The sequence below is a fragment of the Streptomyces sp. NPDC023838 genome, assembly GCF_040639555.1.
Lineage (GTDB): Bacteria > Actinomycetota > Actinomycetes > Streptomycetales > Streptomycetaceae > Streptomyces.
Genome location: NZ_JBFAAD010000038.1, coordinates 37,141 through 59,166 on the forward strand (window position 1 = coordinate 37,141; position 22,026 = coordinate 59,166).

At 72.3% G+C, this 22,026-nt stretch carries 17 protein-coding genes; 4 read left to right on the plus strand and 13 right to left on the minus strand.

Annotation, left to right across the window (positions count from 1 at the left end; translation table 11 throughout):
* Nucleotides 1–7 precede the first annotated feature (7 nt).
* The 13 genes from AB0G17_RS31900 to rsmH form a co-directional block, all read right to left on the minus strand.
* Nucleotides 8–730 (minus strand): YggS family pyridoxal phosphate-dependent enzyme, encoded by a 723-nt coding sequence (locus AB0G17_RS31900; RefSeq protein ID WP_361390212.1) that lies wholly within the window; start codon nucleotides 728–730, stop codon nucleotides 8–10.
* Nucleotides 717–1,490: a peptidoglycan editing factor PgeF gene (gene pgeF / locus AB0G17_RS31905; protein ID WP_361390214.1), complete on the minus strand. Its 774-nt coding sequence runs from the start codon at nucleotides 1,488–1,490 to the stop codon at nucleotides 717–719. Before pgeF ends, AB0G17_RS31900 begins: the two co-directional genes overlap by 14 nt.
* The gene (ftsZ, locus tag AB0G17_RS31910; protein ID WP_361390216.1) at nucleotides 1,487–2,680 is read right to left on the minus strand and encodes a cell division protein FtsZ; all 1,194 of its coding nucleotides are present in this window, start codon (nucleotides 2,678–2,680) and stop codon (nucleotides 1,487–1,489) included. Before ftsZ ends, pgeF begins: the two co-directional genes overlap by 4 nt.
* 276 nt (nucleotides 2,681–2,956) lie before the next feature.
* On the minus strand, nucleotides 2,957–3,760 hold the full coding sequence (locus tag AB0G17_RS31915) for an FtsQ-type POTRA domain-containing protein (RefSeq protein ID WP_361390218.1): 804 nt from the start codon (nucleotides 3,758–3,760) through the stop codon (nucleotides 2,957–2,959).
* A gap of 24 nt (nucleotides 3,761–3,784) precedes the next feature.
* A complete protein-coding gene (gene murG / locus AB0G17_RS31920) occupies nucleotides 3,785–4,870 on the minus strand; it encodes an undecaprenyldiphospho-muramoylpentapeptide beta-N-acetylglucosaminyltransferase (RefSeq protein WP_361390220.1) in 1,086 nt (361 codons plus the stop codon).
* A gap of 6 nt (nucleotides 4,871–4,876) precedes the next feature.
* On the minus strand, nucleotides 4,877–6,226 hold the full coding sequence (gene ftsW / locus AB0G17_RS31925; protein WP_361390222.1) for a putative lipid II flippase FtsW: 1,350 nt from the start codon (nucleotides 6,224–6,226) through the stop codon (nucleotides 4,877–4,879).
* Nucleotides 6,227–6,286: 60 nt separating this feature from the next.
* Nucleotides 6,287–7,714: a UDP-N-acetylmuramoyl-L-alanine--D-glutamate ligase gene (gene murD, locus AB0G17_RS31930; protein ID WP_361390260.1), complete on the minus strand. Its 1,428-nt coding sequence runs from the start codon at nucleotides 7,712–7,714 to the stop codon at nucleotides 6,287–6,289.
* Between the two features lie 17 nt (nucleotides 7,715–7,731).
* Nucleotides 7,732–8,802 carry a phospho-N-acetylmuramoyl-pentapeptide-transferase gene (gene mraY, locus AB0G17_RS31935; RefSeq protein WP_283143831.1) on the minus strand — a complete coding sequence of 357 codons (1,071 nt, stop codon included), beginning with the start codon at nucleotides 8,800–8,802 and terminating at the stop codon, nucleotides 7,732–7,734.
* On the minus strand, nucleotides 8,799–10,205 hold the full coding sequence (gene murF / locus AB0G17_RS31940) for a UDP-N-acetylmuramoyl-tripeptide--D-alanyl-D-alanine ligase (RefSeq protein ID WP_361390224.1): 1,407 nt from the start codon (nucleotides 10,203–10,205) through the stop codon (nucleotides 8,799–8,801). The genes mraY and murF overlap by 4 nt, the downstream gene beginning before the upstream one ends.
* Complete coding sequence (locus AB0G17_RS31945; protein ID WP_361390226.1) at nucleotides 10,202–11,887, minus strand: UDP-N-acetylmuramoyl-L-alanyl-D-glutamate--2,6-diaminopimelate ligase; 1,686 nt, start codon at nucleotides 11,885–11,887, stop codon at nucleotides 10,202–10,204. The genes murF and AB0G17_RS31945 overlap by 4 nt, the downstream gene beginning before the upstream one ends.
* 13 nt (nucleotides 11,888–11,900) lie before the next feature.
* On the minus strand, nucleotides 11,901–13,832 hold the full coding sequence (locus tag AB0G17_RS31950; RefSeq protein WP_361390228.1) for a penicillin-binding protein 2: 1,932 nt from the start codon (nucleotides 13,830–13,832) through the stop codon (nucleotides 11,901–11,903).
* Between the two features lie 4 nt (nucleotides 13,833–13,836).
* Complete coding sequence (locus AB0G17_RS31955; protein WP_361390230.1) at nucleotides 13,837–14,445, minus strand: septum formation initiator; 609 nt, start codon at nucleotides 14,443–14,445, stop codon at nucleotides 13,837–13,839.
* On the minus strand, nucleotides 14,442–15,446 hold the full coding sequence (gene rsmH, locus AB0G17_RS31960; RefSeq protein WP_361390232.1) for a 16S rRNA (cytosine(1402)-N(4))-methyltransferase RsmH: 1,005 nt from the start codon (nucleotides 15,444–15,446) through the stop codon (nucleotides 14,442–14,444). Before rsmH ends, AB0G17_RS31955 begins: the two co-directional genes overlap by 4 nt.
* 457 nt (nucleotides 15,447–15,903) lie before the next feature.
* Here rsmH and AB0G17_RS31965 point away from each other — a divergent pair, with 457 nt between their 5' ends.
* From AB0G17_RS31965 to AB0G17_RS31980, 4 genes are all read left to right on the plus strand, one after another.
* The gene (locus AB0G17_RS31965; protein WP_361390234.1) at nucleotides 15,904–16,467 is read left to right on the plus strand and encodes a carbonic anhydrase; all 564 of its coding nucleotides are present in this window, start codon (nucleotides 15,904–15,906) and stop codon (nucleotides 16,465–16,467) included.
* Nucleotides 16,468–16,788: 321 nt separating this feature from the next.
* Nucleotides 16,789–17,799, plus strand: coding sequence for a MoxR family ATPase (locus AB0G17_RS31970; protein WP_361390236.1), 1,011 nt, complete (start codon nucleotides 16,789–16,791; stop codon nucleotides 17,797–17,799).
* Entirely contained in the window at nucleotides 17,799–19,232 is a 1,434-nt protein-coding gene (locus AB0G17_RS31975; protein ID WP_361390238.1) for a DUF58 domain-containing protein, read from the plus strand. The genes AB0G17_RS31970 and AB0G17_RS31975 overlap by 1 nt, the downstream gene beginning before the upstream one ends.
* The gene (locus AB0G17_RS31980; RefSeq protein WP_361390240.1) at nucleotides 19,229–21,640 is read left to right on the plus strand and encodes a DUF3488 and transglutaminase-like domain-containing protein; all 2,412 of its coding nucleotides are present in this window, start codon (nucleotides 19,229–19,231) and stop codon (nucleotides 21,638–21,640) included. The genes AB0G17_RS31975 and AB0G17_RS31980 overlap by 4 nt, the downstream gene beginning before the upstream one ends.
* The last annotated feature ends 386 nt before the right edge of the window (nucleotides 21,641–22,026 follow it).

Below are 22,026 nucleotides of genomic sequence, written 5' to 3' on the forward strand. Positions count from 1 at the left end.
CGCGACGTTACCCGAGCCGGGGTCGGACTCCGAGTACCGCCGTTCCGACGCGTACATGTGTCGCTCCGGCCGCAACAGCCTCTTCGAGGTCCGCACTCATCCCTGCTGACACCATGTTCGCAGCCGGATGAGCGCGGCGCAGGTCAGTCGACAAATCCATCAGCCGATCGAATGCGGCACGTTGCCGGTCCGCGTACTCGCCCGCCAGCGGCGCCACGGTCATCAGACCGTCCAGCCGCAGACCGGGAGCGTCCGCCACAAGTCCGGCCAACTCCTCGATTCCATCGGGTGCGGTGCCGCCCCGCTCCCCCCGCTCCCCCGACTCGGCGTCGAGCGCGACCTGGATCAGACACCCCACCTCCCGCTCCGCCTTCACGGCGGCGGCGGAGAGGGCGGCGACCAGCTTGGGCCGGTCGACCGACTGCACCAGATCCGCGTAAGTCACCACGGAACGGACCTTGTTCGTCTGGAGCTGGCCCACGAAGTGCCAGCGCAGGTCGGCGAGGTCGGCGCAGGCCGCCGCCTTGGGCCCGGCGTCCTGGTCGCGGTTCTCGGCGACCTGACGCACCCCCAGCTCGTACAGGAGCCGGACATCGCTCGCGGGGTAGGTCTTGGTGACCACGATGAGCGTCACGTCGTCCCGCTTGCGCCCGGCGGCCGCACAGGCGGCGGAGATACGTTCCTCCACCTGTGCCAGGTTCGCGGCGAGTTGTTGCTTACGGTCCGTCATGTCCGCCTGCCTCTCCCTCGGCCGCCCCGGCGTCCAGCCAGACGTATCCGGCGAGCCGCCCGGTGGTGCGGTCACGGCGGTACGAGAAGTGGTCGTGCGATTCGAGCGTGCACACCCCGGACGCCCGCCGGTCCGTCACCCCGAGCGCCGCCAGCTGCGCCTGCACTCCCGCGGTGACGTCGACGGCCGGGGTCCCCCAGCTCGTCTGTGCCCAGGCGGCCGGCTCGGCCGCGGCGACCTCGTCCCGCATCTGTGCCGGGACCTCGTAGCACTTGCCGCAGACGGCGGGGCCGGTCCGCGCGGTGATACGGGAGGGGTCGGCGCCGAGCGAGATCATCGCCCGTACCGCCGCGGGCACCACGCCCGCGACCATCCCGGGCCGCCCCGCGTGCGCGGCGGCCGCCACCCCGGCGACCGGGTCGGCGAGGAGAACGGGTGTGCAGTCGGCGGTGAGGACCGCGAGTGCGAGCCCGCGTCGGGCCGTCACCACCGCGTCCACCGCGGGGACCTCGGCCCCCGCCGCCCACGGCCCGTCCACCACGGCCACGTCCGTCCCGTGCACCTGGTTCATCCAGACCACCTGGTCCGCGTCGAGTCCCAGCGCCTTCGCGCCGAGGCCGCGGTTGGTCCGGACCGCGGCGGGGTCGTCGCCGACCGCGCCGCCGAGGTTGAGCTCCTCGTACGGAGCGGCGCTCACTCCGCCCCACCGGTCGGTGAAGGCGAAGTGGGCGCCGCTCACGAGGGAGTGCTGCCCTATCACTTCAAGAAGTCCGGGACATCCAGCTCTTCGGCCTGGCTGTCCTGGTACGGACGGGCCGTCGGCACCTGCGGCGAGTTCGCCTCGCCGACCGGGGCCGTCTCGGCCGGGGCCGGGGCCGGGGTCTCCTCGCGGGCGCTCACGGTGCCGAGTCCGCCCAGCGGGCGCTCGGCCGCGCGGACCGGCGCGGGCTCCTCGCGCTTGGCGGTGGTGGAACCGAGCACGGTGTCGCGGCGGGCGGGCGGCTGGCCGCCGTCGAACCCGGCCGCGATGACCGTGACCCGGACCTCGTCGCCCAGGGCGTCGTCGATGACCGCACCGAAGATGATGTTGGCCTCGGGGTGGGCGGCCTCGCTGACCAGCTGGGCGGCCTCGTTGATCTCGAAGAGACCGAGGTCCGAGCCGCCGGAGATGGAGAGCAGCACACCGCGGGCGCCGTCGATGGACGCCTCCAGGAGCGGCGAGGAGATCGCCATCTCGGCGGCGGCCACCGCCCGGTCGTCGCCGCGCGCCGAGCCGATGCCCATGAGCGCCGAACCGGCCTCGGACATGACCGACTTGACGTCGGCGAAGTCGAGGTTGATCAGGCCCGGGGTGGTGATCAGGTCGGTGATGCCCTGGACGCCGGAGAGCAGCACCTGGTCGGCCGACTTGAACGCGTCGAGCACGCTGACCTGGCGGTCCGAGATGGACAGCAGCCGGTCGTTGGGGATGACGATGAGGGTGTCGACCTCTTCGCGGAGCTCGGCGATGCCGTCCTCCGCCTGGTTGGCGCGACGGCGGCCCTCGAAGGTGAACGGCCGGGTGACCACACCGATCGTGAGAGCGCCGAGCGAGCGCGCGATGTTGGCGACGACGGGTGCGCCGCCGGTGCCGGTGCCGCCGCCCTCGCCCGCGGTGACGAAGACCATGTCGGCCCCCTTGAGGACCTCCTCGATCTCCTCGCGGTGGTCCTCGGCCGCCTTGCGCCCGACTGCCGGGTTGGCTCCGGCCCCGAGGCCGCGGGTGAGTTCACGGCCGACGTCGAGCTTGACGTCGGCGTCGCTCATCAACAGAGCTTGTGCGTCGGTGTTGATCGCGATGAACTCGACGCCCTTGAGACCGACCTCGATCATTCGGTTGATGGCATTGACACCACCGCCGCCGACACCGATGACCTTGATGACTGCGAGGTAGTTCTGCGGTGCTGCCACGTCGAAGGCCTCTCGCCTCGAGTTACGGGTCGTCACGTGCGGGTGTCGCACGGCGACGACGAATGCCGATGTGGGACGGTCCGAACGCCGACCCGAACCCTAACGTTGAAGTTTAGGGTTACCAATGTGTCTGTTCCTTGGACTCTTCCGAACAGGACACTAAGTCGACAAGTGGCGCACGTTCAACGAACACGCCGAACCTCCCGTTTTTCTTTTCACCCTATGTGATCACCCGTAGCGATGACCAACCAGGGTGCTGGCCAGCGCATATGTGCGTCAACTCCCCGATGCCGCAGGGGCGGTGGGGGCGCTCACATCGAAGTACCTCGCCCTGGGCGCCGCTTTCATGAGGGCGACCAGGGTACGGGCCTTGAGCTCCCCCTCCTCGTCACTGCCCCACAGGACGGTACGCCCACGGCTCAGCTCCAGGGAGACGGAGTCGTACGAGGTGACCCGGACGAGGCGGGTGTCCTTGGCGACGGGGGAGGGGAGTTCGCCCGCCACCTTGACCGCCTCGCGCACCAGTGCGTCGGCCGGAAAGCGGCGCAAAGAGGCTGTGCTGTCGGGGTTCACATCGAGCAGCGGAACGTGTGCGGGCGCCTTGGCGACCGTGGCGAACCGCACACCCTTGGCGTCCACTTCGGTGAAGTTCGCGCCTTTTTTCATCAGCAGAACGGGTTTGCGCTCGGTCACGTCGAGTGCGATGCCGTGCGGCCAGGAACGGCTGACCTCCACCGAGTCCAGCCGCGGCAGCTTGCGCAGCAGCCGGGCCTCGATCGCCCCCGTGTCGACCGAGACCAGCGGCGATCCGACCGGAACGGCCGCCGCCGCTTCGACCTCGGCAGGAGTGAGCACCTCCGTGCCGGTGATCTCCACCCGTTCGACGCGCAGCCAGGCGGAGCCGTACAGCACCCAGACGAGGGCCGCGCCGAGGACGACGGCGGTGGCCAGAATCAGCAGCAGCCGGCGCCGGGCGGGCGGCCGCAGCCGCGGCCGTCCCGCGCCGGGGCGGCGGGGGCCGGACGGGCCGGACTTGCCCGCCTGCCCCGCTCCGCGTCGAGCGGTCGCCTGTCCGGCCACGGTCCCCTGCCTTCTGCCGCTCCGTCAGCGCGCGGCGATCGCCTCGTACACCATGCCGACGAGCAGGTCGTCGGCGTCCCGGCGGCCGAACTCGGAGGCGGCGCGGGACATCTCGTACAGCCGGTGCGGGTCGGCGAGCACGGGCAGGACCTGGTCCTGCACCCACCCGGGGGTGAGTTCGGCGTCGTCGACCAGCAGACCGCCACCCGCCTTCACCACCGGCTGGGCGTTGAGCCGCTGTTCGCCGTTGCCGATCGGCAGCGGTACGTAGGCGGCGGGCAGCCCGACGGCGGAGAGTTCGGCGACGGTCATCGCGCCCGCGCGGCAGAGCATCATGTCGGCCGCGGCGTACGCGAGATCCATCCGGTCCACGTACGGTACCGGGATGTACGGCGGCATTCCGGGCATGTTGTCGACGCGCGGCACTTCGTTCTTCGGGCCGACCGCGTGCAGGATCTGGATGCCGGAGCGCTGGAGCACCGGAGCGACCTGCTGGATCACCTCGTTGAGGCGGCGGGCGCCCTGCGAGCCGCCGGAGACCAGCAGCGTCGGCAGGTTGGGGTCCAGGCCGAACGCCTCGCGCGCCTCGGGGCGGACCCGGGCGCGGTCGAGGGTGGCGATGGAGTGCCGCAGCGGGATGCCGATGTAGCGGGCACCGCGCAGCTTGCTGTCGGGGGTGGCGACGGCGACCCCGGCCGCGTACCGCGAGCCGATCTTGTTGGCGAGACCGGGGCGGGCGTTGGCCTCGTGGACGACGATCGGCACCCCGAGCCGCTTGGCGGCCAGATAGCCGGGCAGCGCCACATAGCCGCCGAAGCCGACCACGCAGTCCGCCTTGGTGCGCTCCAGGATCTGCTCGGCGGCCTTGATCGTGCCGCGCAGCCGCCCCGGGACGGTGATCAGTTCGGGGGTGGGCCTGCGGGGCAGCGGGACGGCCGGGATGAGCGCGAGTTCATAGCCCCGCTCGGGGACCAGCCGCGTCTCCAGGCCCTTCTCCGTGCCGAGGGCCGTGATCCCCACGGTCGGGTCCTGCCTGCGCAGGGCGTCCGCGAGGGCGAGCGCGGGCTCGATGTGGCCGGCGGTCCCCCCACCGGCGAGTACGACATGCACCGAAATTCACCGCTCTCCGGACGGACGCTTCTTGACGCGCCGTCTCATCGACTTCCAACTCACCCGAGGCTGCCGCATGGCCAGCGCCGCCCGCGCCGCGGGGTCGTCCCGCGCGAACGCGATCAGCAGCCCCACGGCGAACATGGTCGGCAGCAGCGCGGACCCACCGTAGGAGAACAGCGGGAGCGGGACCCCGGCGATCGGCAGCAGGCCGAGCACCGCACCGATGTTGATCACGGCCTGGGCCACGATCCAGGTGGTCACACCTCCCGCGGCGTACCTCACGAAGGGGTCCTCCGTGCGTCCGGCCACGCGGATACCCGCATAGCCTAGAGCCGCGAACAGGGCGAGCACCGACAGTGTGCCCGCCAGGCCCAGTTCCTCACCGGTGATGGCAAAGATGAAGTCGGTGTGCGGTTCGGGGAGTTGACCCCATTTTTCCACACTCGCACCCAGGCCGGAACCGAACCATCCGCCCGAGGCGAGGGCGTAGATTCCATGGACGGCCTGCCAGCACTGGTCCTGCGGGCCGGGGTCGGTGGCCCCGATGCAGGCGAGCCGGCCCATTCGGTTGGGGCTGGTCCTGATGAGGATCACGGCGATGGTTCCGGCCACCGCGAGGACGCCGCCGAAGAGCCGGGTGGGCGCCCCGGCGAGCCAGAGCAGCCCGAAGAGGATGGCGGAGAGGATGATCGCGGTGCCCATGTCACCGCCGAGCATGATCAGCCCGAGCAGCAGGAACGCGACCGGGACCAGCGGCACCAGCATGTGCTTCCACTGGGTGAGCAACCGTTTGTCCTGCTTGCGGGCGAGCAGGTCCGCGCCCCACAGGATCAGCGCCAGCTTGCCGAACTCACTGGGCTGGAGCTGGAAGGGGCCGCCCAGATAGATCCAGTTCTGGTTGCCGTTGACCGACATCCCTATCCCGGGGATCTGCACCAGGACCATCAGGAAGACGGTGGCGACGAGCATCGGGTACGAGAGCGCCCGGTGCAGCTTGGCGGGCATCCGGGCGGCCGCGAACATCAGCGCCCCGCCGATCATGGCGGCGAGGAACTGCTTGCGGAAGAAGTACGAGGCCGGCAGCGACAGCTCCAGGGCCTTGATCATCGAGGCCGAGTAGACCATCACCAGACCGAGCACGGTGATCAGCAGCGAGCTGCCGAGGATCAGGTAGTACGCGGTGAGCGGCCGGTCCCAGGCCCGCCGGGCCTGCTCGAACAGCCGCCGCGGGCCGCCGCCACGGGGCCGTGAGGGGGTGCCGCTGCCGCCGCCGCGCCCGGCCGTGGGGCGGCGTACGGACCCGGCGGCACGGCTGCGCAGGACGAGCCCGGGCGGGGTCGCTTCGGCCGGCATGTGTGCTGTCCCCTCCAGTCGTGCCCGGCGCTGCCGGTCCGCGGGACGGGTCCCGGCCGGCTAGGCGCGCTCGGCGGCGAGTTCGCGGACCGCTTCCGCGAACGCCTCGCCGCGCTTGTTGTAGTTGGTGAACATGTCCATCGAGGCGCAGGCCGGGGCCAGCAGGACCGTGTCCCCGGGCTTCGCGAGCCCGGCCGCCTCGCGGACCGCCGCGGACATCGCCCCAGTGTCGGTCCGGTCGACGTCGACCACCGGCACCTCGGGGGCGTGTCGCGCCAGCGCTTCGGCGATCAGGTGGCGCTCGGCGCCGATCAGGACGACCCCGCGCAGCCGCTTCGCCGACCGCTGGACGAGCTCGTCGAAGGAGGCGCCCTTGGCGAGGCCCCCGGCGATCCAGACGATCGGCTCGTAGGAGGCCAGGGAGGCCTCGGCGGCGTGCGTGTTGGTCGCCTTGGAGTCGTCCACGTACGCGACCTCGTCCACGTCCGCGACGTGCGCGATCCGGTGGGCGTCGGGGCGGAAGGCCCGCAGCCCGTCCCGTACGGCCTTGGGCTCCACGCCGAAGGCGCGGGCCAGCGCGGCCGCCGCGAGGGCGTTGGCGATGTTGTGGGGCGCGGGCCCGGGGGCTCCGGGGGTTGTCCCCCGGGAAGACGCAGCGACGTCCGCCACCTCGGCCAGCTCCTGGGCGTTCTTCTGCCGGTTGGCGACGAAGGCGCGGTCGACCAGGATGCCGTCCACGACGCCGAGCTGGGAGGGGCCGGGGGTGCCGAGGGTGAAGCCGATCGCCCGGCAGCCCTCCTCCACGTCGGCCTCGCGGACCAGGTCCTCGGTGGCCGGATCGGCCACGTTGTAGACGCAGGCGACCGTGTTGCCCTCGTAGATCCGGCCCTTGTCGGCCGCGTACGCCTTCATGGAGCCGTGCCAGTCGAGGTGGTCCGGGGCCAGGTTGAGCACGGCGGCCGAGTGGGCGCGCAGCGAGGGCGCCCAGTGCAGCTGGTAGCTGGAGAGCTCCACGGCGAGGACGTCATACGTCTCCTCGCCGAGCACCACGTCGATGATCGGCGTGCCGATGTTGCCGACGGCGGCGGTGCGCAGGCCCGCCGCGCGCAGGATCGACGCCAGCATCTGGGTGGTGGTGGTCTTGCCGTTGGTGCCGGTGATCGCCAGCCAGGGCGCGGCGTTCTCGCCGCGCAACTGCCAGGCGATCTCCACATCGCCGACCACGTCCACGCCCGCCTCGGCGGCGGCCGCGAACAGCGGGGAGTCGGGCTTCCAGCCGGGCGAGGTGACGACGAGGCCGGTCCCCTCGGGGAGCGTCTCCGCGTCCCCGAGGCGGACGGAGATACCTTCCTCCGCCAGCTGCGCGGCGCGCTCCCGGTGCGTACCGGAGTCGCCGCCGTCCACGACGGTCACCACGGCGCCGAGACCGGCCAGGGCGCGGGCGGCGCTGATGCCGCTCACCCCGAGACCGGCGACGGTGATCCGCATGCCCTGCCAGCTCTGACTCACTTGTCGGCTGCCCATCCCGCGTAGAAGAGACCCAGACCCACGATGACGCACATGCCCTGGATGATCCAGAACCGCACCACCACAAGGACTTCGGACCAGCCCTTGAGTTCGAAGTGGTGCTGGAGCGGGGCCATCCGGAAGACGCGCTTCCCGGTCATCTTGAACGAGCCGACCTGGATGACCACCGACATGGTGATCATCACGAAGAGGCCGCCGAGCAGCGCGATCAGGAACTCGGTGCGCGAGCAGATCGCCAGACCCGCGAGCGCGCCGCCGAGCGCGAGCGAACCGGTGTCGCCCATGAAGATCTTGGCGGGCGAGGTGTTCCACCACAGGAAGCCGAAGCAGGAGCCCATCAGGGCCGAGGCGACCACCGCGAGGTCGAGCGGATCGCGTACCTCGAAGCAGGCGTTGGGGTTGGTCAGGGTCTGCGCGTTGGCGCAGGACTCCTGGAACTGCCACAGCCCGATGAAGGTGTACGCGCCGAAGACCATCACCGACGCGCCGGTGGCCAGGCCGTCCAGACCGTCCGTCAGGTTCACGCCGTTGGACATGGCGAGAATCATGAACAGCGCCCAGATCACGAACAGGACGGGGCCGATGGACCAGCCGAAGTCCGTGATGAAGGACAGCTTGGTGGAGGCGGGGGTCTGGTGCCGCTTGTCCTCGAACTGGAGGGACAGGACCGCGAAGGCGATGCCGACGATCAGCTGTCCGGCCATCTTCGCCTTGGCCCGCAGACCGAGCGACCGCTGCTTGACGATCTTGATGTAGTCGTCCAGGAAGCCGACCAGGCCCATGCCGGCGGTCAGGAACAGCACCAGCAGACCCGAGAAGGTCGGGTCCTCACTGGTGATCACCTTCGTGGCGGCGTACGCGATGAGCGTGGCCAGGATGAAGGCGATGCCGCCCATGGTGGGCGTGCCCTTCTTGCCGGCGTGGCCGCGCGGGCCGTCGTCGCGGATGAACTGGCCGTAGCCCTTGCGGGCGAGCAGCTTGATGAGCAACGGGGTGCCGACCAGGGTCAGGAAGAGACCGATGGCTCCCGCGAAGAGGATCTGCCTCATCGGGCGGCGACCTCGCCCTCGGCGCCACCGTCGAGCAGCGCGAGCGCCACCCGTTCCAGGCCGATCGACCGCGATGCCTTCACCAGCACGACGTCTCCCGGGCGCAGTTCACTGCGCAGCAGGTCGACGGCCGCCTGTGCGTCGGACACGTGCACCGACTCCTCACCCCACGAACCCTCGTTATATGCGCCCAGTTGCAGCCAGGACGCTTCCCGGTCCCCGACTGCCACGAGCTTGCTGACGTTGAGCCGGACGGCGAGCCGTCCGACCGCGTCGTGCTCGGCGAGCGATTCGTCGCCGAGCTCGGCCATCGGACCGAGCACCGCCCACGTACGGCGCCCCTTGCCCATGGCCGCGAGCGCGCGCAGGGCGGCTCGCATGGACTCGGGGTTCGCGTTGTAGGCGTCGTTGACGACTGTCACACCGTCCGGACGCTCGGTGACCTCCATACGCCAGCGGGAGAGGGTGCCCGCCTCGGAGAGCGCGAGGGCGATCTCTTCCGCGGACATGCCCAGCTCATGGGCGACGGCGGCCGCGGCGAGCGCGTTCGACACGTGGTGCTCACCGTACAGGCGCAAGGTCACGACGCTGCACCCGGAGGGTGTGTGAAGCCTGAAGGAGGGCTGTCCGGCCGCTGTGAGCCGGACATTCTCGGCACGGACGTCCGCGTCCTCGGCCTCGCCGAAGAGCAGGACGCGCGCCTTGGTGCGCGGCGCCATGGCCCGTACCAGCGGATCGTCCGCGTTCAGCACGGCGCAGCCGTCCTGCGGCAGACCCTCCACCAGCTCGCCCTTGGCCTGGGCGATCTGCTCGCGGCCGCCGAACTCGCCGATGTGGGCGGTGCCGACGTTGAGGACGAGCCCGATCCGCGGCGGGGTCAGACCGGTGAGGTAGCGGATGTGGCCGATGCCGCGCGCACCCATCTCCAGGACCAGGTGCCGGGTCTCGGAGGTGGCCGTGAGCGCGGTCAGCGGCAGGCCGATCTCGTTGTTGAGCGAGCCCGGCGTGTAGACCGTCGGCGCGTGCCGCTGGAGCACCTGCGCGATCAGGTCCTTGGTGGACGTCTTGCCGGACGAGCCGGTGAGCGCCACCACGTCGGTGCCCAGGCGGCGTACGACCTCGCGGGCCAGCGCCCCGAGCGCGCCCTGGACGTCGTCCACGACGATCGCGGGCACGCCGACGGGCCGGGTGGCCAGGACGGCCACCGCGCCCGCCTCGTAGGCCACGCGCGCGTACTCGTGGCCGTCGACGCGCTCGCCCGCGAAGGCGGCGAAGAGGGAACCGGGCGCCACCAGACGGGAGTCGATGACGACGGACCCGGTGACCTGGGCGGACGGATCCGGTATGTCGTACGACTGCCCGCCGACGATTTCGGCGATCTCGGCGAGGGAGAGGGCGATCACTGCTTCATCCCTGACTGTGCTTGGCGGTGTTCGATCGCGGCCCGCAGGACCAGACGGTCGTCGAAGGGGCGGATCACCCCGTTGGTGTCCTGGCCCTGCTCATGGCCCTTGCCCGCGACCAGGACGGTGTCGCCCGGCTCGGCGCGGGCCACGGCCGCCGCGATGGCGGCGGCCCGGTCGGCGTCGACCAGGACGTCGCCGCGCTCGTGCGCGGGCACCTCGGCGGCGCCCGCGAGCATCGCGGCGAGGATTCCGAGGGGGTCCTCGGAGCGGGGGTTGTCGGAGGTCAGTACGGCGGTGTCGGCGAGCCGGGCCGCGGCGGCGCCCATCGGCGCGCGCTTGGTCTGGTCCCGGTCCCCGCCGCAGCCGAGCACGATGTGGACCTTGCCCCGGGTGACCTTGCGCAGCGAGCGCAGAACCGATTCGACGGCGTCCGTCTTGTGCGCGTAGTCCACCACCGCGAGGAACGGCTGGCCCGCGTCCACCCGTTCCAGCCGGCCGGGCACGCCGGGCACGGCGGCCACGCCGTCGGCGGCGGTCTGCGGGTCGATGCCCGCGACGGCCAGCGTGACGATCGCGGCGAGGGTGTTGGCCACGTTGAAGGGGCCGGGCAGCGGGGCGGTGGCGGAGATCCGCTCGCCCTTGGGGCCGACGGCCGTGAACGTCGAGTCGTCCTGGCGTACGTCCACGTCCTCGGCGCGCCAGTCGGCGTCCGGGTGCCCCTCGGCCGAGAAGGTCGTGACGGGGATCCCCGACTCGGCGACCAGCCTGCGGCCGTACTCGTCGTCGAAGTTCACCACGCCGACCCGCGCCCGCCGCTGCGTGAACAGCTGCGCCTTGGCCTGGAAGTAGTCCTCCATGTCGGAGTGGAACTCCATGTGCTCCGGGCTCAGGTTGTTGAAGACGGCGACGTCGAAGACGCAGCCGTCGACCCGGCCGAGCACCAGCGCGTGGCTGGAGACCTCCATGGCGACCGACTCGACCCCGCGCTCGCGCATCACCGCGAACAGGGCCTGCAGGTCGGTGGCTTCGGGGGTGGTGCGCTCGGACTTGATGCGCTCGTCGCCGATGCGCATCTCGACCGTACCGATCAGGCCCGTACGGTGCCCGGCACCGCGCAGTCCGCCCTCGACGAGGTACGCGGTGGTGGTCTTCCCGGAGGTTCCGGTGATGCCCAGCTGGAGCAGGTCGCGGCCGGGGTGCCCGTAGATCTCGGCGGCCAGCCCGCCCATGACGCCGCGCGGGTCCTCGGTGACCAGGACCGGCAGGCCGGTCGCGGCGGCGCGGTCGGCGCCCGCCGGGTCGGTGAGGACGGCGGCGGCGCCGAGGCCCGCGGCCTGGGCGGCGAAGTCGGCTCCGTGGAAGCGGGCGCCGGGCAGGGCCGCGTAGACGTCGCCGGGGCGGACCGCGCGGGAGTCGTGGGTGATGCCGGTGACCTCTCCCGGCCCCGGGGTGTCGACGCCCAGCCGCTCGGCCAGTTCGCCCAGGGATGTCGGGCGGACCCGGTCCGGGCGGGGCGCTCCCGGCTGATGCGCGGGGGCGTCCTGCGGGGCGGTTCGGTACTGATCAGCGTGTGGCACGGCGGTGAGCGTACCGGGCGTACCCGCCGGGTCGCCAAAAGAGGGGGGCGGGGCGTGGTGGTCGCGGTCCTGGTTCCCGGGACCGGGGGTGATGGTTGTCACGATGGTTCCGGATTCAGTCGGTGCTGCCGAAGGAGACGGGCAGGTTGGGCGCCTTGGCTCCGGTCGGCGGGATCTGCAGGGTCTTGAGCGCGAACTCCATCACCTGCCTGTAGATCGGGCCGCAGATCTGGCCGCCGAAGTAACTCCCCTTGGTCGGGTTCTGGATGGCGCAGTAGACGGTGATCGCCGGCTTGTCGGCGGGGGCGAAACCGGCGAAGGACGCCGTGTAGCCGTGGTAGCGGCCGGTCTTGGGGTCGACCCGGTTGGCGGTTCCGGTCTTGCCCGCGACCCGGTAGCCGGGGATGCGGGCCTTGACTCCGGTTCCCTCCTCGTCCCCGACCACCGACTCCAGCATCTGCGCCACGGTCCTGGCGGTCTTCTCGCTGACCACCCGGGACTGCTTGGGCGCGGGGGCCGGGGTGAAGCGGCCGTCGGGGCCCCTGGTGCCGCGCACCAGGGTCGGTTCGATCCGTACGCCGCCGTTGGCGATCGTCGAGTACACCGAGGCCGCCTGCATGGCGCTGAGCGAGAGGCCCTGGCCGAAGCGGACCGTGTACTGCTGGGAGGTCGACCACTTCTGCGGCGGCGCCAGGATGCCGGGGGTCTCGCCGGGGTAGCCGAGGCCGGTCGGCGCGCCGAGGCCGAACTTGCGCAGATACGAGTAGAGGACCTGGTCGGCCTCGGCGTCGGTCTTGCCGAGCTGCTCCACGGCGAGGATCGTGCCGATGTTGCTGGACTTGGCGAGGACGCCGTTGAGGGTGAGGTTCCAGGTCGCGTGGTCGATGTCGTCCTTGAAGAGCCGGTCGCCCCGGTGCAGCCGGTTGGGCACCGTGACATGGGTCAGCGGGGTCGCCGCGTTCTCCTCCAGGACGGCGGCCATGGACATGACCTTGGCGGTGGAGCCGGGCTCGTACACGTCCTGGACGGCCGCGTTGCCCAGCGCCGCCGCGTTGGCGTGCGAGAGGTCGTTGGGGTCGAAGCCGGGGGCGTTGGCCATGGCGAGGACCTCGCCGGTGTCGGGGCGCTGGACCACGACATAGCCCCGGTCGGCCTGGGACTTGCGGACCTGGTCGGTGATGGCCTTCTGGGCCATCCACTGGATGTCCCGGTCGATGGTCAGCTCCACGCCCGAGCCCGGCACCGCCGGGGTCTCGCGGGTGCCCGCCGTGGGCACCCGGCGGCCGCCGGACTGGGCGTAGGTGATCTTGCCGTCCTGACCGGCCAGGACCTTGTCGAGCTGGGACTCCAGGCCACCGCCGCCGCGTCCCTCGGCGTTGACGTAGCCCACTATCCCGGCGGCGAGGTCGCCGTTGGGGTAGATCCGCTTGCTGCTGGACTCGTTGAAGACGCCGCCGAGCACATTGGCGCCGGTGCCGCCCTTGGCCTGGCCGGCGCGGGCCTTCTCGGCGAAGACCTTCTTCAGGTCCTTGATCTGGTTCCAGACCTGCGGGGTCTGGCGCCGGGCGAGGACCACATAGCGGCTCCTGGGCGTCTTGAGCTTCTTGGCGATCTCGTCCTGGTCCTTGCCGATCAGCGGGGACAGGAGGGCCGCGGCCTGCTCGGGGGCGTCGTCGGTCTTGCTGGCCGCGGGCGTGAACATCGACGGGTCGGCGGTGATGTCGTACGCGTCGACGCTGGTGGCCAGCGCGATGCCGTCACGGTCGGTGATCTCGCCGCGCTCGGCGGGCAGCGCATAGCTGGCGTACCGGTTCCTCTCCGCCTTGGCGGAGTACGCGCTGGCGTCGACCGCCTGCACCTGGAGCAGCCGGACCACGAACGCGATCATGACGAGGGTGAGCCCCAGGCTGACCAGGCGCAGCCGGGGCCGGGGGCTGCCGAGCCTTATGCGCGCGGGGGGCTTGGGGCGGCGCTGGCCCGGGCGGGCCTGGGGGCGCGGCCGCGCGGGTCCTGGCACCCGGCGGCGCGGCGGTTCCTGGGGGCTCACTGCGTCACCTGCCGGGGGTCGGGGAGGTCTTCGCGGGGGCGGGCGCCGGGGGTGCGGCGGGAGCGGCGGCACGCGGCGGCGTGCCGGAGGGGGTGAGCGCGGGCGCCGGCGCGGGGGTGGTGTGCGGCTGGGCGTTGGGCGCCGCGGAGGCCACGGGGGCGGCCGGGGCCTCGGTGGCCGGGGCGGGGACGATCACGGCCGCGCCCTGGACCAGCTCGGGGCTGAGCGCCGGGGACGGCTGGGCGGCGCCCGCGGACGGCACGCCCTTGACCGTGCCGTCCGGGTTGAGGAAGAGGGGGCTGCCGCCGGGGACCATGCCGAGCTCGGTGGCGCGGCGGGAGAGCGCGTCGGGGGCGGAGAGGCCGTCCACGTCGTGCTGGAGCGCCTGCTGCTCATCGGTGAGCTCGGTGGTCTCGCGGCGCAGCTCGCTCAGCTCGAACGAGCCCTCGTTCAGCGCGGAGTTCAGCAGTAGCAGGCTGATCAGACCGCCGCCGAGGAGCACGACGACCAGCAGCACGAAGGGGGTGCGGGCGGCGCCGCGGGCGCCCGCGGCGGGCAGCAGCCTGCCGAGCCGGGCGGCCCGCCCCCGCAGCTGCCTGGCCGGTTCGCTCACCGCAGGTCCTCCCGGATCCGCTGGGCCCCGCGGAACCTGGCGGGGGCCGCCCGCCGGTTCTCGGCGACCTCCTCGTCCGTGGGCAGTTCGGCGCCGCGGGTGAGGAGCTTGAGGCGCGGCTGGTACTGCTCGGGCACGACCGGCAGACCCGGCGGCGCGGTGTTGGCGGCGCCCGCCGCGAAGACCTGCTTGACCAGGCGGTCCTCCAGCGAGTGGTACGACAGGACCGCGATCCGCCCGCCCACGTCCAGGGCCGCCACGGCCGCCGGGATCGCCCGCTCCAGGACCGAGAGCTCGCCGTTGACCTCGATGCGCAGGGCCTGGAAGGTGCGCTTGGCGGGGTTGCCGCCGGTGCGCTTGGCGGCCTGCGGCAGAGAGTCGCGGATCAGCTCGACGAGCCGCGCGCTGTTGCTGAACGGCTCCTTCTCGCGCTCGCGGACGATCGCCGAGACGATCCGCTTGGCCTGCTTCTCCTCGCCGTACTGGCGCAGGATCCGCACCAGCTCGCCCGGCGCGTACGTGTTCAGCACCTCGGCGGCGCTCATACCGGTGGTCTGGTCCATGCGCATGTCGAGCGGGGCGTCCTGCGCGTAGGCGAAGCCGCGGTCGGCCTCGTCGAGCTGCATCGAGGAGACGCCGAGGTCGAAGAGGATGCCCTGGACGCGTGGGACGCCGAGCCGGTCCAGGACCTCGGGGAGCTCGTCGTAGACGGCGTGGACCAGGGTCGCGCGCTCCCCGTAGGGCGCCAGGCGCTCGCCGGAGAGCCGCAGGGCCTCCTTGTCCCGGTCGAGGGCGATCAGGCGCGCCTCGGGGAACCGGGTGAGCAGGGCCTCGCTGTGCCCGCCCAGGCCCAGGGTGCAGTCGACGACGACCGCGCCCGGCTCGGTGAGGGCCGGGGCCAGCAGGTCCAGGCATCGCTGGAGCATCACCGGGACGTGTCGCTGCTGCCCCTCCGGTCGCCCGCCGTCGCCCTCGCCGGTAAGCGCTTCGCGCCCTGTCACTTTGGCCCTCTCAGGTCCGGCGGGCACCGGGCGCATACCGCCGGGTCCCCACCCGCTCGGAAGGTCTGCCGGCGCCGGGGAAGTGGCGTCAGCCGACCGGCGAGCGGGGGGAGGCCGAGCCGTACGCGCGCCGCGCACGCGGGGGGAATTCGTGCAACTGCTGTGTACCGCGGAGCTCTGTGCTGCGGAGCTCCGTGTGCCGTGGATACAGAGTCCGTGGATACGGAATCCGTCCCCGCGAGTGGGGCCGGAGCGTGTCGCCCCTCCCACTTCGCGTCACTTTAGTCCACCGGTCCTTTCGGTCAATCAACGGCCCAGCGCGTCGCGGGGTGCGCTTTTCACCCGAACGGGTGGCCGATTACCACGCTTGTGGGTTACCTCACAACCGACCGAGTTGACGGGATTTTTCCGACCCCAGGACAAGACTCAACGATCTACGGCGACTACCGTCATAGACATGTCGACTCCTGCGCACCTCCCCGCAGAGCCCCCCGCCCGCCCTCACCTGGCGGTCCGCGACCGGGGCACCGTCACGGACCGGCTGGTCGAAGCGAACCGCAGGTACGCGGACGCGTTCAGCGACCCGGGCATGGACGCCCGACCGGTCCTGCGCGTCGCCGTCGTGGCCTGTATGGACGCCCGCCTCGACCTCCACGCGGCCCTGGGTCTCGAACTCGGTGACTGTCACACCATCCGCAACGCCGGCGGTGTGGTCACCGACGACGTCATACGGTCGCTGACCATAAGCCAGCGGGCGCTCGGCACCCGCAGCGTCATGCTCGTCCACCACACCGGCTGCGGCCTCGAAGCACTCACCGAGGACTTCCGCCACGAGCTGGAGGACGAGGTCGGCCAGCGCCCCGCCTGGGCGGTGGAGTCCTTCCGCGACGTCGACCAGGACGTACGCCAGTCCATGCAGCGGGTCCGCACCTCGCCGTTCCTGCTCCACATCGACGACGTACGCGGCTTCGTCTTCGACGTCACCACCGGCCTGCTGCGCGAAATAGACCCGGCTGCCTGAGCGGCCCCTCAGCGCGCACGGAGTGGCTCCGGAGCGGGTTTGGACTCGTTTCCGCCTCGCTTCGGAGACTCTTCGGCGACTCTTCGGGGTCTCTTCGGGGACAAAAACACGGCAACTCCCGACATATCCCCTCCAGTTATCCACAGGCGAGTGACACAACGCGGCGACGGCAACAAGAATGCGGTGTGTGGCATCCGTCCGAACGCCTCGGGCGCGGTGTCCGTATTTCGAGGTGGGCCGTTCCGTTTCCAGTGCGCCGGCCCGCAGGCAACTGGGGTAACCCCCGCTCCATGAGCGGGGGGATGGGCCGAGGAGGGCCGGGTGACGACCTATGACGAGCGAGCGAGCCTCACAGATCTGACCGCCACTGCGGAGCGCGTCCGCAGGTCGGTGGAGGGTGTGATCGAGGGCAAGCCCGAGGTCGTACGGCTCGCGCTGACCGTACTGCTCGCCGAGGGGCACCTCCTGATCGAGGACGTCCCCGGCGTGGGCAAGACCATGCTGGCCAAGGCGCTGGCCCGGTCCATCGACTGCTCGGTCCGGCGCATCCAGTTCACGCCGGACCTGCTGCCGTCGGACATCACCGGTGTGTCCATCTACGACCAGCAGCGGCGGGACTTCGAGTTCAAGCCGGGCGCGATCTTCGCGCAGATCGTGATCGGCGACGAGATCAACCGCGCCTCCCCCAAGACGCAGTCCGCGCTCCTGGAGTCGATGGAGGAGCGTCAGGTCACCATCGATGGACAGACCTACGAACTGCCCAGCCCCTTCATGGTGGTGGCCACCCAGAACCCGGTCGAGATGGAGGGCACCTACCCGCTGCCCGAGGCCCAGCGCGACCGCTTCATGGCCCGCGTCTCGATCGGCTACCCGTCGCCCGAGGCCGAGCTCCAGATGCTCGACGTGCACGGCGCGGTCTCGCCGCTCGACGACCTCCAGCCGGTGGCGCACGCGCACGACATCGTCAAGCTCGTCGACGCGGTCCGCAAGGTCCACGTCGCCGACGCGGTCCGCAGGTACGCGGTGCAGCTGGTCGGGGCCACCCGCAACCACCCCGACCTCAGACTCGGCGCCTCGCCGCGCGCCACCCTGCACCTGCTGCGCGCGGCCAAGGCCTCCGCGGCCCTGAACGGCCGGGAGTACGCGCTGCCGGACGACGTCCAGGCGCTCGCCGTAGCGGTCCTCGCGCACCGGCTGCTGCCCACCGCCCAGGCGCAGTTGAACCGCCGCACCGCCGAGCAGGTCGTCCTGGAGATCCTCCAGCGCACCCCCGTGCCGCAGGCGGGCGGCCCGCTCTACGGCCAGCAGCAGCCCGGCACCCGGCGGCTGTGATGGCGGCCGGCGAACCCCCGGCCGGGGCAGGGCCGGAGAGCGCCGAGAAGGGCGGTGCCCGGGCCGCCCTGTCCGGGCTGACCACACGCGGCCGGTCGTTCCTGGCCGCCGGGATCGCCGCCGCGATCTGCGCGTACGTCCTGGGCCAGGAGGATCTGCTGCGGGTCGGGCTGCTGCTCGCCGTGCTGCCCCTGGTCAGCACGACGGTCCTGTACCGCACGCGCTACCAGGTCGCGGGCAGCCGGCGCCTCTCCCCCGCGCGCGCGCCCTCGGGCTCCGAGGCCCGGGTGCACCTGCGCGTCGACAACGTCTCCCGGCTGCCCACCGGCCTGCTCATGCTCCAGGACCGGGTGCCGTACGTGCTGGGCCCGCGGCCCCGTTTCGTACTGGACCGGGTGGAGGCGGGCGGCAAGCGCGAGGTGTCCTACCGGGTCCGCTCGGACCTGCGCGGGCGCTATCCGCTCGGCCCGCTCCAGCTGCGCCTCACCGACCCGTTCGGGATGTGCGAGCTCACGCGCGCGTTCAGCGCCTACGACACCCTCACGGTCATACCGCGCACCGAGCCGCTGCCTCCCGTACGCCTCTCCGGCGAGGCCGCCGGATACGGCGAGGGCCGCCAGCGCTCGCTGGCACTGGCCGGTGAGGACGACGTGATCCCGCGCCTGTACCGGCACGGCGACGACCTGCGCCGGGTGCACTGGCGCTCCACCGCGCGCTACGGCGAGCTGATGGTGCGCCGCGAGGAGCAGCCGCAGCGGGCCAGGTGCACGGTTCTGCTGGACACCCGTGACCTCGCGTACGCGGGCGCGGGCCCCGACTCGGCCTTCGAATGGGCGGTCTCGGGCGCGGCCTCGGCGCTGGTGCACATGCTGGAGCGCGGCTATTCGGTACGGCTGCTGACCGACACCGGAAGCTCGGTGCCGGGCGAGGGGGCGGGCGGGTTCGCCGGATCCACCCAGGACTCCTCGGACTCGGCGGGACTGATGATGGACACCCTCGCGGTCGTGGACCACTCCGACGGCGGCGGCCTCTCGCGCGCGTACGACGTGCTGCGCGGCGGCAACGAAGGGCTGCTCGTCGGGTTCTTCGGAGACCTCGACGAGGAGCAGGCCGCGGTCGCGGCGAAGATGCGGCGGCGCAGCGGCGCCGCGCTCGCCTTCGTACTGGACAGCGACCTGTGGACGCACGGCGCGCCGCCGCCCGGGGGCCCCCTCCCGGCCGAGCGGTCGCTGCGGCTGCTGCGCGAGGCCGGGTGGACGGCGCTGGCCGTGCCGCCGGGCGCGCGTCTCGCGGACCTGTGGCGGCAGGCGGGGCAGGAACGGACGGGCGCGGGGGCCGCTTCGGGCGGCGCCTCGTGGCCCTCGGGAACGTCGGGAACTTCTGGAACTTCGGGAACGTCGGGGATAGCGGGAATGTCAGGGGCGTGGTCATGAGCGGGCGCGGACGGCTGGCGCTGTGCGCCTTCGGCGCCACGGTGATGGCGTCGTGCTCCCTGCTGCCGCTCGTCGACCGGGCGACCTGGATCGTGCAGGCCGCGTTCCTGCTCGCCCTCCAGGCGGGGGTGGGCGCGCTGGCCCGGCGGGTGCCGCTGGCGCGGCCGCTGACGGTGCTGGCCCAGGCCGTGGTGACGCTGGTCCTGCTGACCCTGGTGTTCGCCCGGGAACAGGCCATCGGCGGGCTGCTGCCGGGCCCGGAGGCCTTCGAGCAGCTCTCCCGGCTGCTCCAGCAGGGCGCCGACGACGTCGGGCGCTACACGATCCCGGCGCCCGCCACCGACGGCATCCGGCTGATGGTCGTGTCCGGCACGCTGGTGATCGGGCTCGCGGTGGACTCGCTGGCCGTGACCTTCCGCAGCGCCGCCCCGGCCGGGCTGCCGCTGCTCGCGCTGTACTCGGTGGCCGCGGGGCTCTCCAACGGCGGGGCGAGCTGGCTGTGGTTCCTGCTCGCGGCCGCCGGCTACCTGCTGCTCCTGCTCGCCGAGGGCCGCGACCGGCTCTCCCAGTGGGGGCGGGTGTTCGGCGGCGCGGCCCGTTCCGACCGGCCGCAGACCCCGTTCGAGTCGGAGAGCGGCCCGCTCGCGCCGGTCCGCACCGGCCGCCGGATCGGGGCGCTCGCCCTCGGCATCGCCCTGGTGATCCCGGCCGCGCTGCCCGCCATGGGCACCGGACTGCTCGGCGGTACGGGGGGCGGCAGCGGGGAGGGCGGCGGAGGCGGCACGATCTCGGCGGTCAACCCGCTGGTCTCGCTCCAGAACAGCCTCAACCAGCCCGAGGACCGCGAAGTGCTGCGCTACCGCACCAACGCGCAGGACACCCAGGACCTGTATCTGCGGATCGTGGCCCTCGACCAGTTCGACGGGGCGTCCTGGAAGTCGTCCGAGCGCAAGATCAAGGACGTACCGGACGTGCTGCCCCAGCCCGAGGGGCTGAGCCCGGCGATCGGCACCGCCGAGATCAGGACGAGCGTCTCGGCGGCCGGCTGGTACACCCAGAACTGGCTGCCGATGCCTTACCCGGCGACCAAGGTCGACATCGGCGGGCACTGGCGCTTCGAGCCGGTCGGGCGCACCCTCGTCGGCGACCGCGGACAGACCACCCAGGGCGCGCAGTACCAGGTCAGCAGCCTCCAGGTGCGGCCGACGGCGGACCAGTTGGCCGCCGCCCAGCCCGCTCCGGCGGGGCTCGTGCAGGAGTACACGAAGGTCCCGTCCACCCTGCCGCGCATCGTGAACACCACGGCCCGCCGCATCACCAAGGGCGCGACGACCGACTACCAGCGGGCCGTCATGCTGCAGGACTGGTTCGCGGTGAAGGGCGGGTTCACGTACGACACCCAGGTGGAGTCCGGCAGCGGTACGGAGGCGATAGCCCGCTTCCTCAAGGACAAGCAGGGCTTCTGCGTCCACTTCTCCTTCACGATGGCCGCGATGGCCCGGACCCTGGGCATACCGGCCCGGGTGGCGGTGGGCTTCACACCCGGCGAAACGCGCCCGGACGGGACGATGTCGGTGGGTCTGCGGGACGCGCACGCGTGGCCCGAGCTGTACTTCGAGGGTGTGGGCTGGACCCGGTTCGAGCCCACCCCCTCGCGCGGTTCGGCCCCGGAGTACACCCGGCCGGACACCCCGTCGGGCGCTCCGACCAACCCGGTGAAGCCGTCCACCGGTCCCTCGACGCGGCCTTCGGCTGCGCCGTCCCCGTCGTCCTCCTGCCCGGCGCAGCTGCGCAAGCAGAACGAGTGCGACGCGGTGGCCCCGCCGGCCGCCACGGGCGGCGGCGACGGCGGGACCCCGTTGGCCACGGTGGCCGCGGTCTCCCTGGGCGTGCTCGCGGTGCTGGCACTGCCGCTGCTGCCCTGGCTGTGGCGGGTGCGGGTACGGTCCCGGCGGCTGGCCCGGGCCGCCCACCCGGACGCCGATCCGGTCACCGCCACGCTGGCCGTGTGGCGGGAGGTCATCGACACGGCCTGGGACCACGGCATCGCCCCGGACGACTCGCTGACCCCGCGCAAGGCGGCGGCCCGCATGGTGCGGCTCGGCAGGCTGGAAGGCGAGGCGGCGGAGTCGGTGCACCGGGCGGCGAGCGCGGTGGAGCAGGTGCTGTACGCCCCGACGCCACAGCCCCCCACGAACCTCACGGAAACCGCCCACCACATCCGCACGGGCCTGCGCGCAGCCCTCCCCACCTGGCCCCGCCTCCGCGCGAACCTGGCCCCCCGCTCGGCCGTACGGGTGGCCTGGACGGCGATGGCGAAGTGGAACGCGGCGACGTCCCGGACGGCGACCCGCCTGCGGACGCTGGTACGGAGGCCGACGCGGAGGCCGACGCGGGGGTCGGCGTGAGGGGCGGCGTGAGGGGCGGCGTGCGGCCCTGACGGGCTTGGGTCCGGAGCAGATCGGGCTGGGCTGGGTGCGGCGGAGGCGCCGGGCCGGTTTCCTGAAGCGCCGGGCGGATCTTCCTGAGCGCCGGGCGGGCGATTATCGAGCCCGTCCGGCGCTTGAGGACGAGCGAAGGCCGCAGGCCGAGGCGACGACCCGCAGGGCGCGACGGGCAGGGCCAAGGTCCGAGGGGGCCGATCAATCAGCCTGTCCGGCGTTTGAGGACGAGCGAAGGCCGCAGGCCGAGGCGAAGAACCCGCAGGGCGCGACGGGCAGGGCCAAGGTCCGAGGGGGCCGATCAATCAGCCTGTCCGGCGTTTGAGGACGAGCGAAGGCCGCAGGCCGAGGCG

Coding starts and splice junctions, on each gene's coding strand:
- ftsW (WP_361390222.1), bottom strand. CDS start 6,226: ATGCCGGCCGAAGCGACCCCGCCCGGGCTCGTCCTGCGCAGCCGTGCC.
- AB0G17_RS31980 (WP_361390240.1), top strand. CDS start 19,229: ATGAGCGGGCGCGGACGGCTGGCGCTGTGCGCCTTCGGCGCCACGGTG.
- murD (WP_361390260.1), bottom strand. CDS start 7,714: ATGCGGATCACCGTCGCCGGTCTCGGGGTGAGCGGCATCAGCGCCGCC.
- AB0G17_RS31975 (WP_361390238.1), top strand. CDS start 17,799: ATGGCGGCCGGCGAACCCCCGGCCGGGGCAGGGCCGGAGAGCGCCGAG.
- mraY (WP_283143831.1), bottom strand. CDS start 8,802: ATGAGGCAGATCCTCTTCGCGGGAGCCATCGGTCTCTTCCTGACCCTG.
- AB0G17_RS31900 (WP_361390212.1), bottom strand. CDS start 730: ATGACGGACCGTAAGCAACAACTCGCCGCGAACCTGGCACAGGTGGAG.
- AB0G17_RS31965 (WP_361390234.1), top strand. CDS start 15,904: ATGTCGACTCCTGCGCACCTCCCCGCAGAGCCCCCCGCCCGCCCTCAC.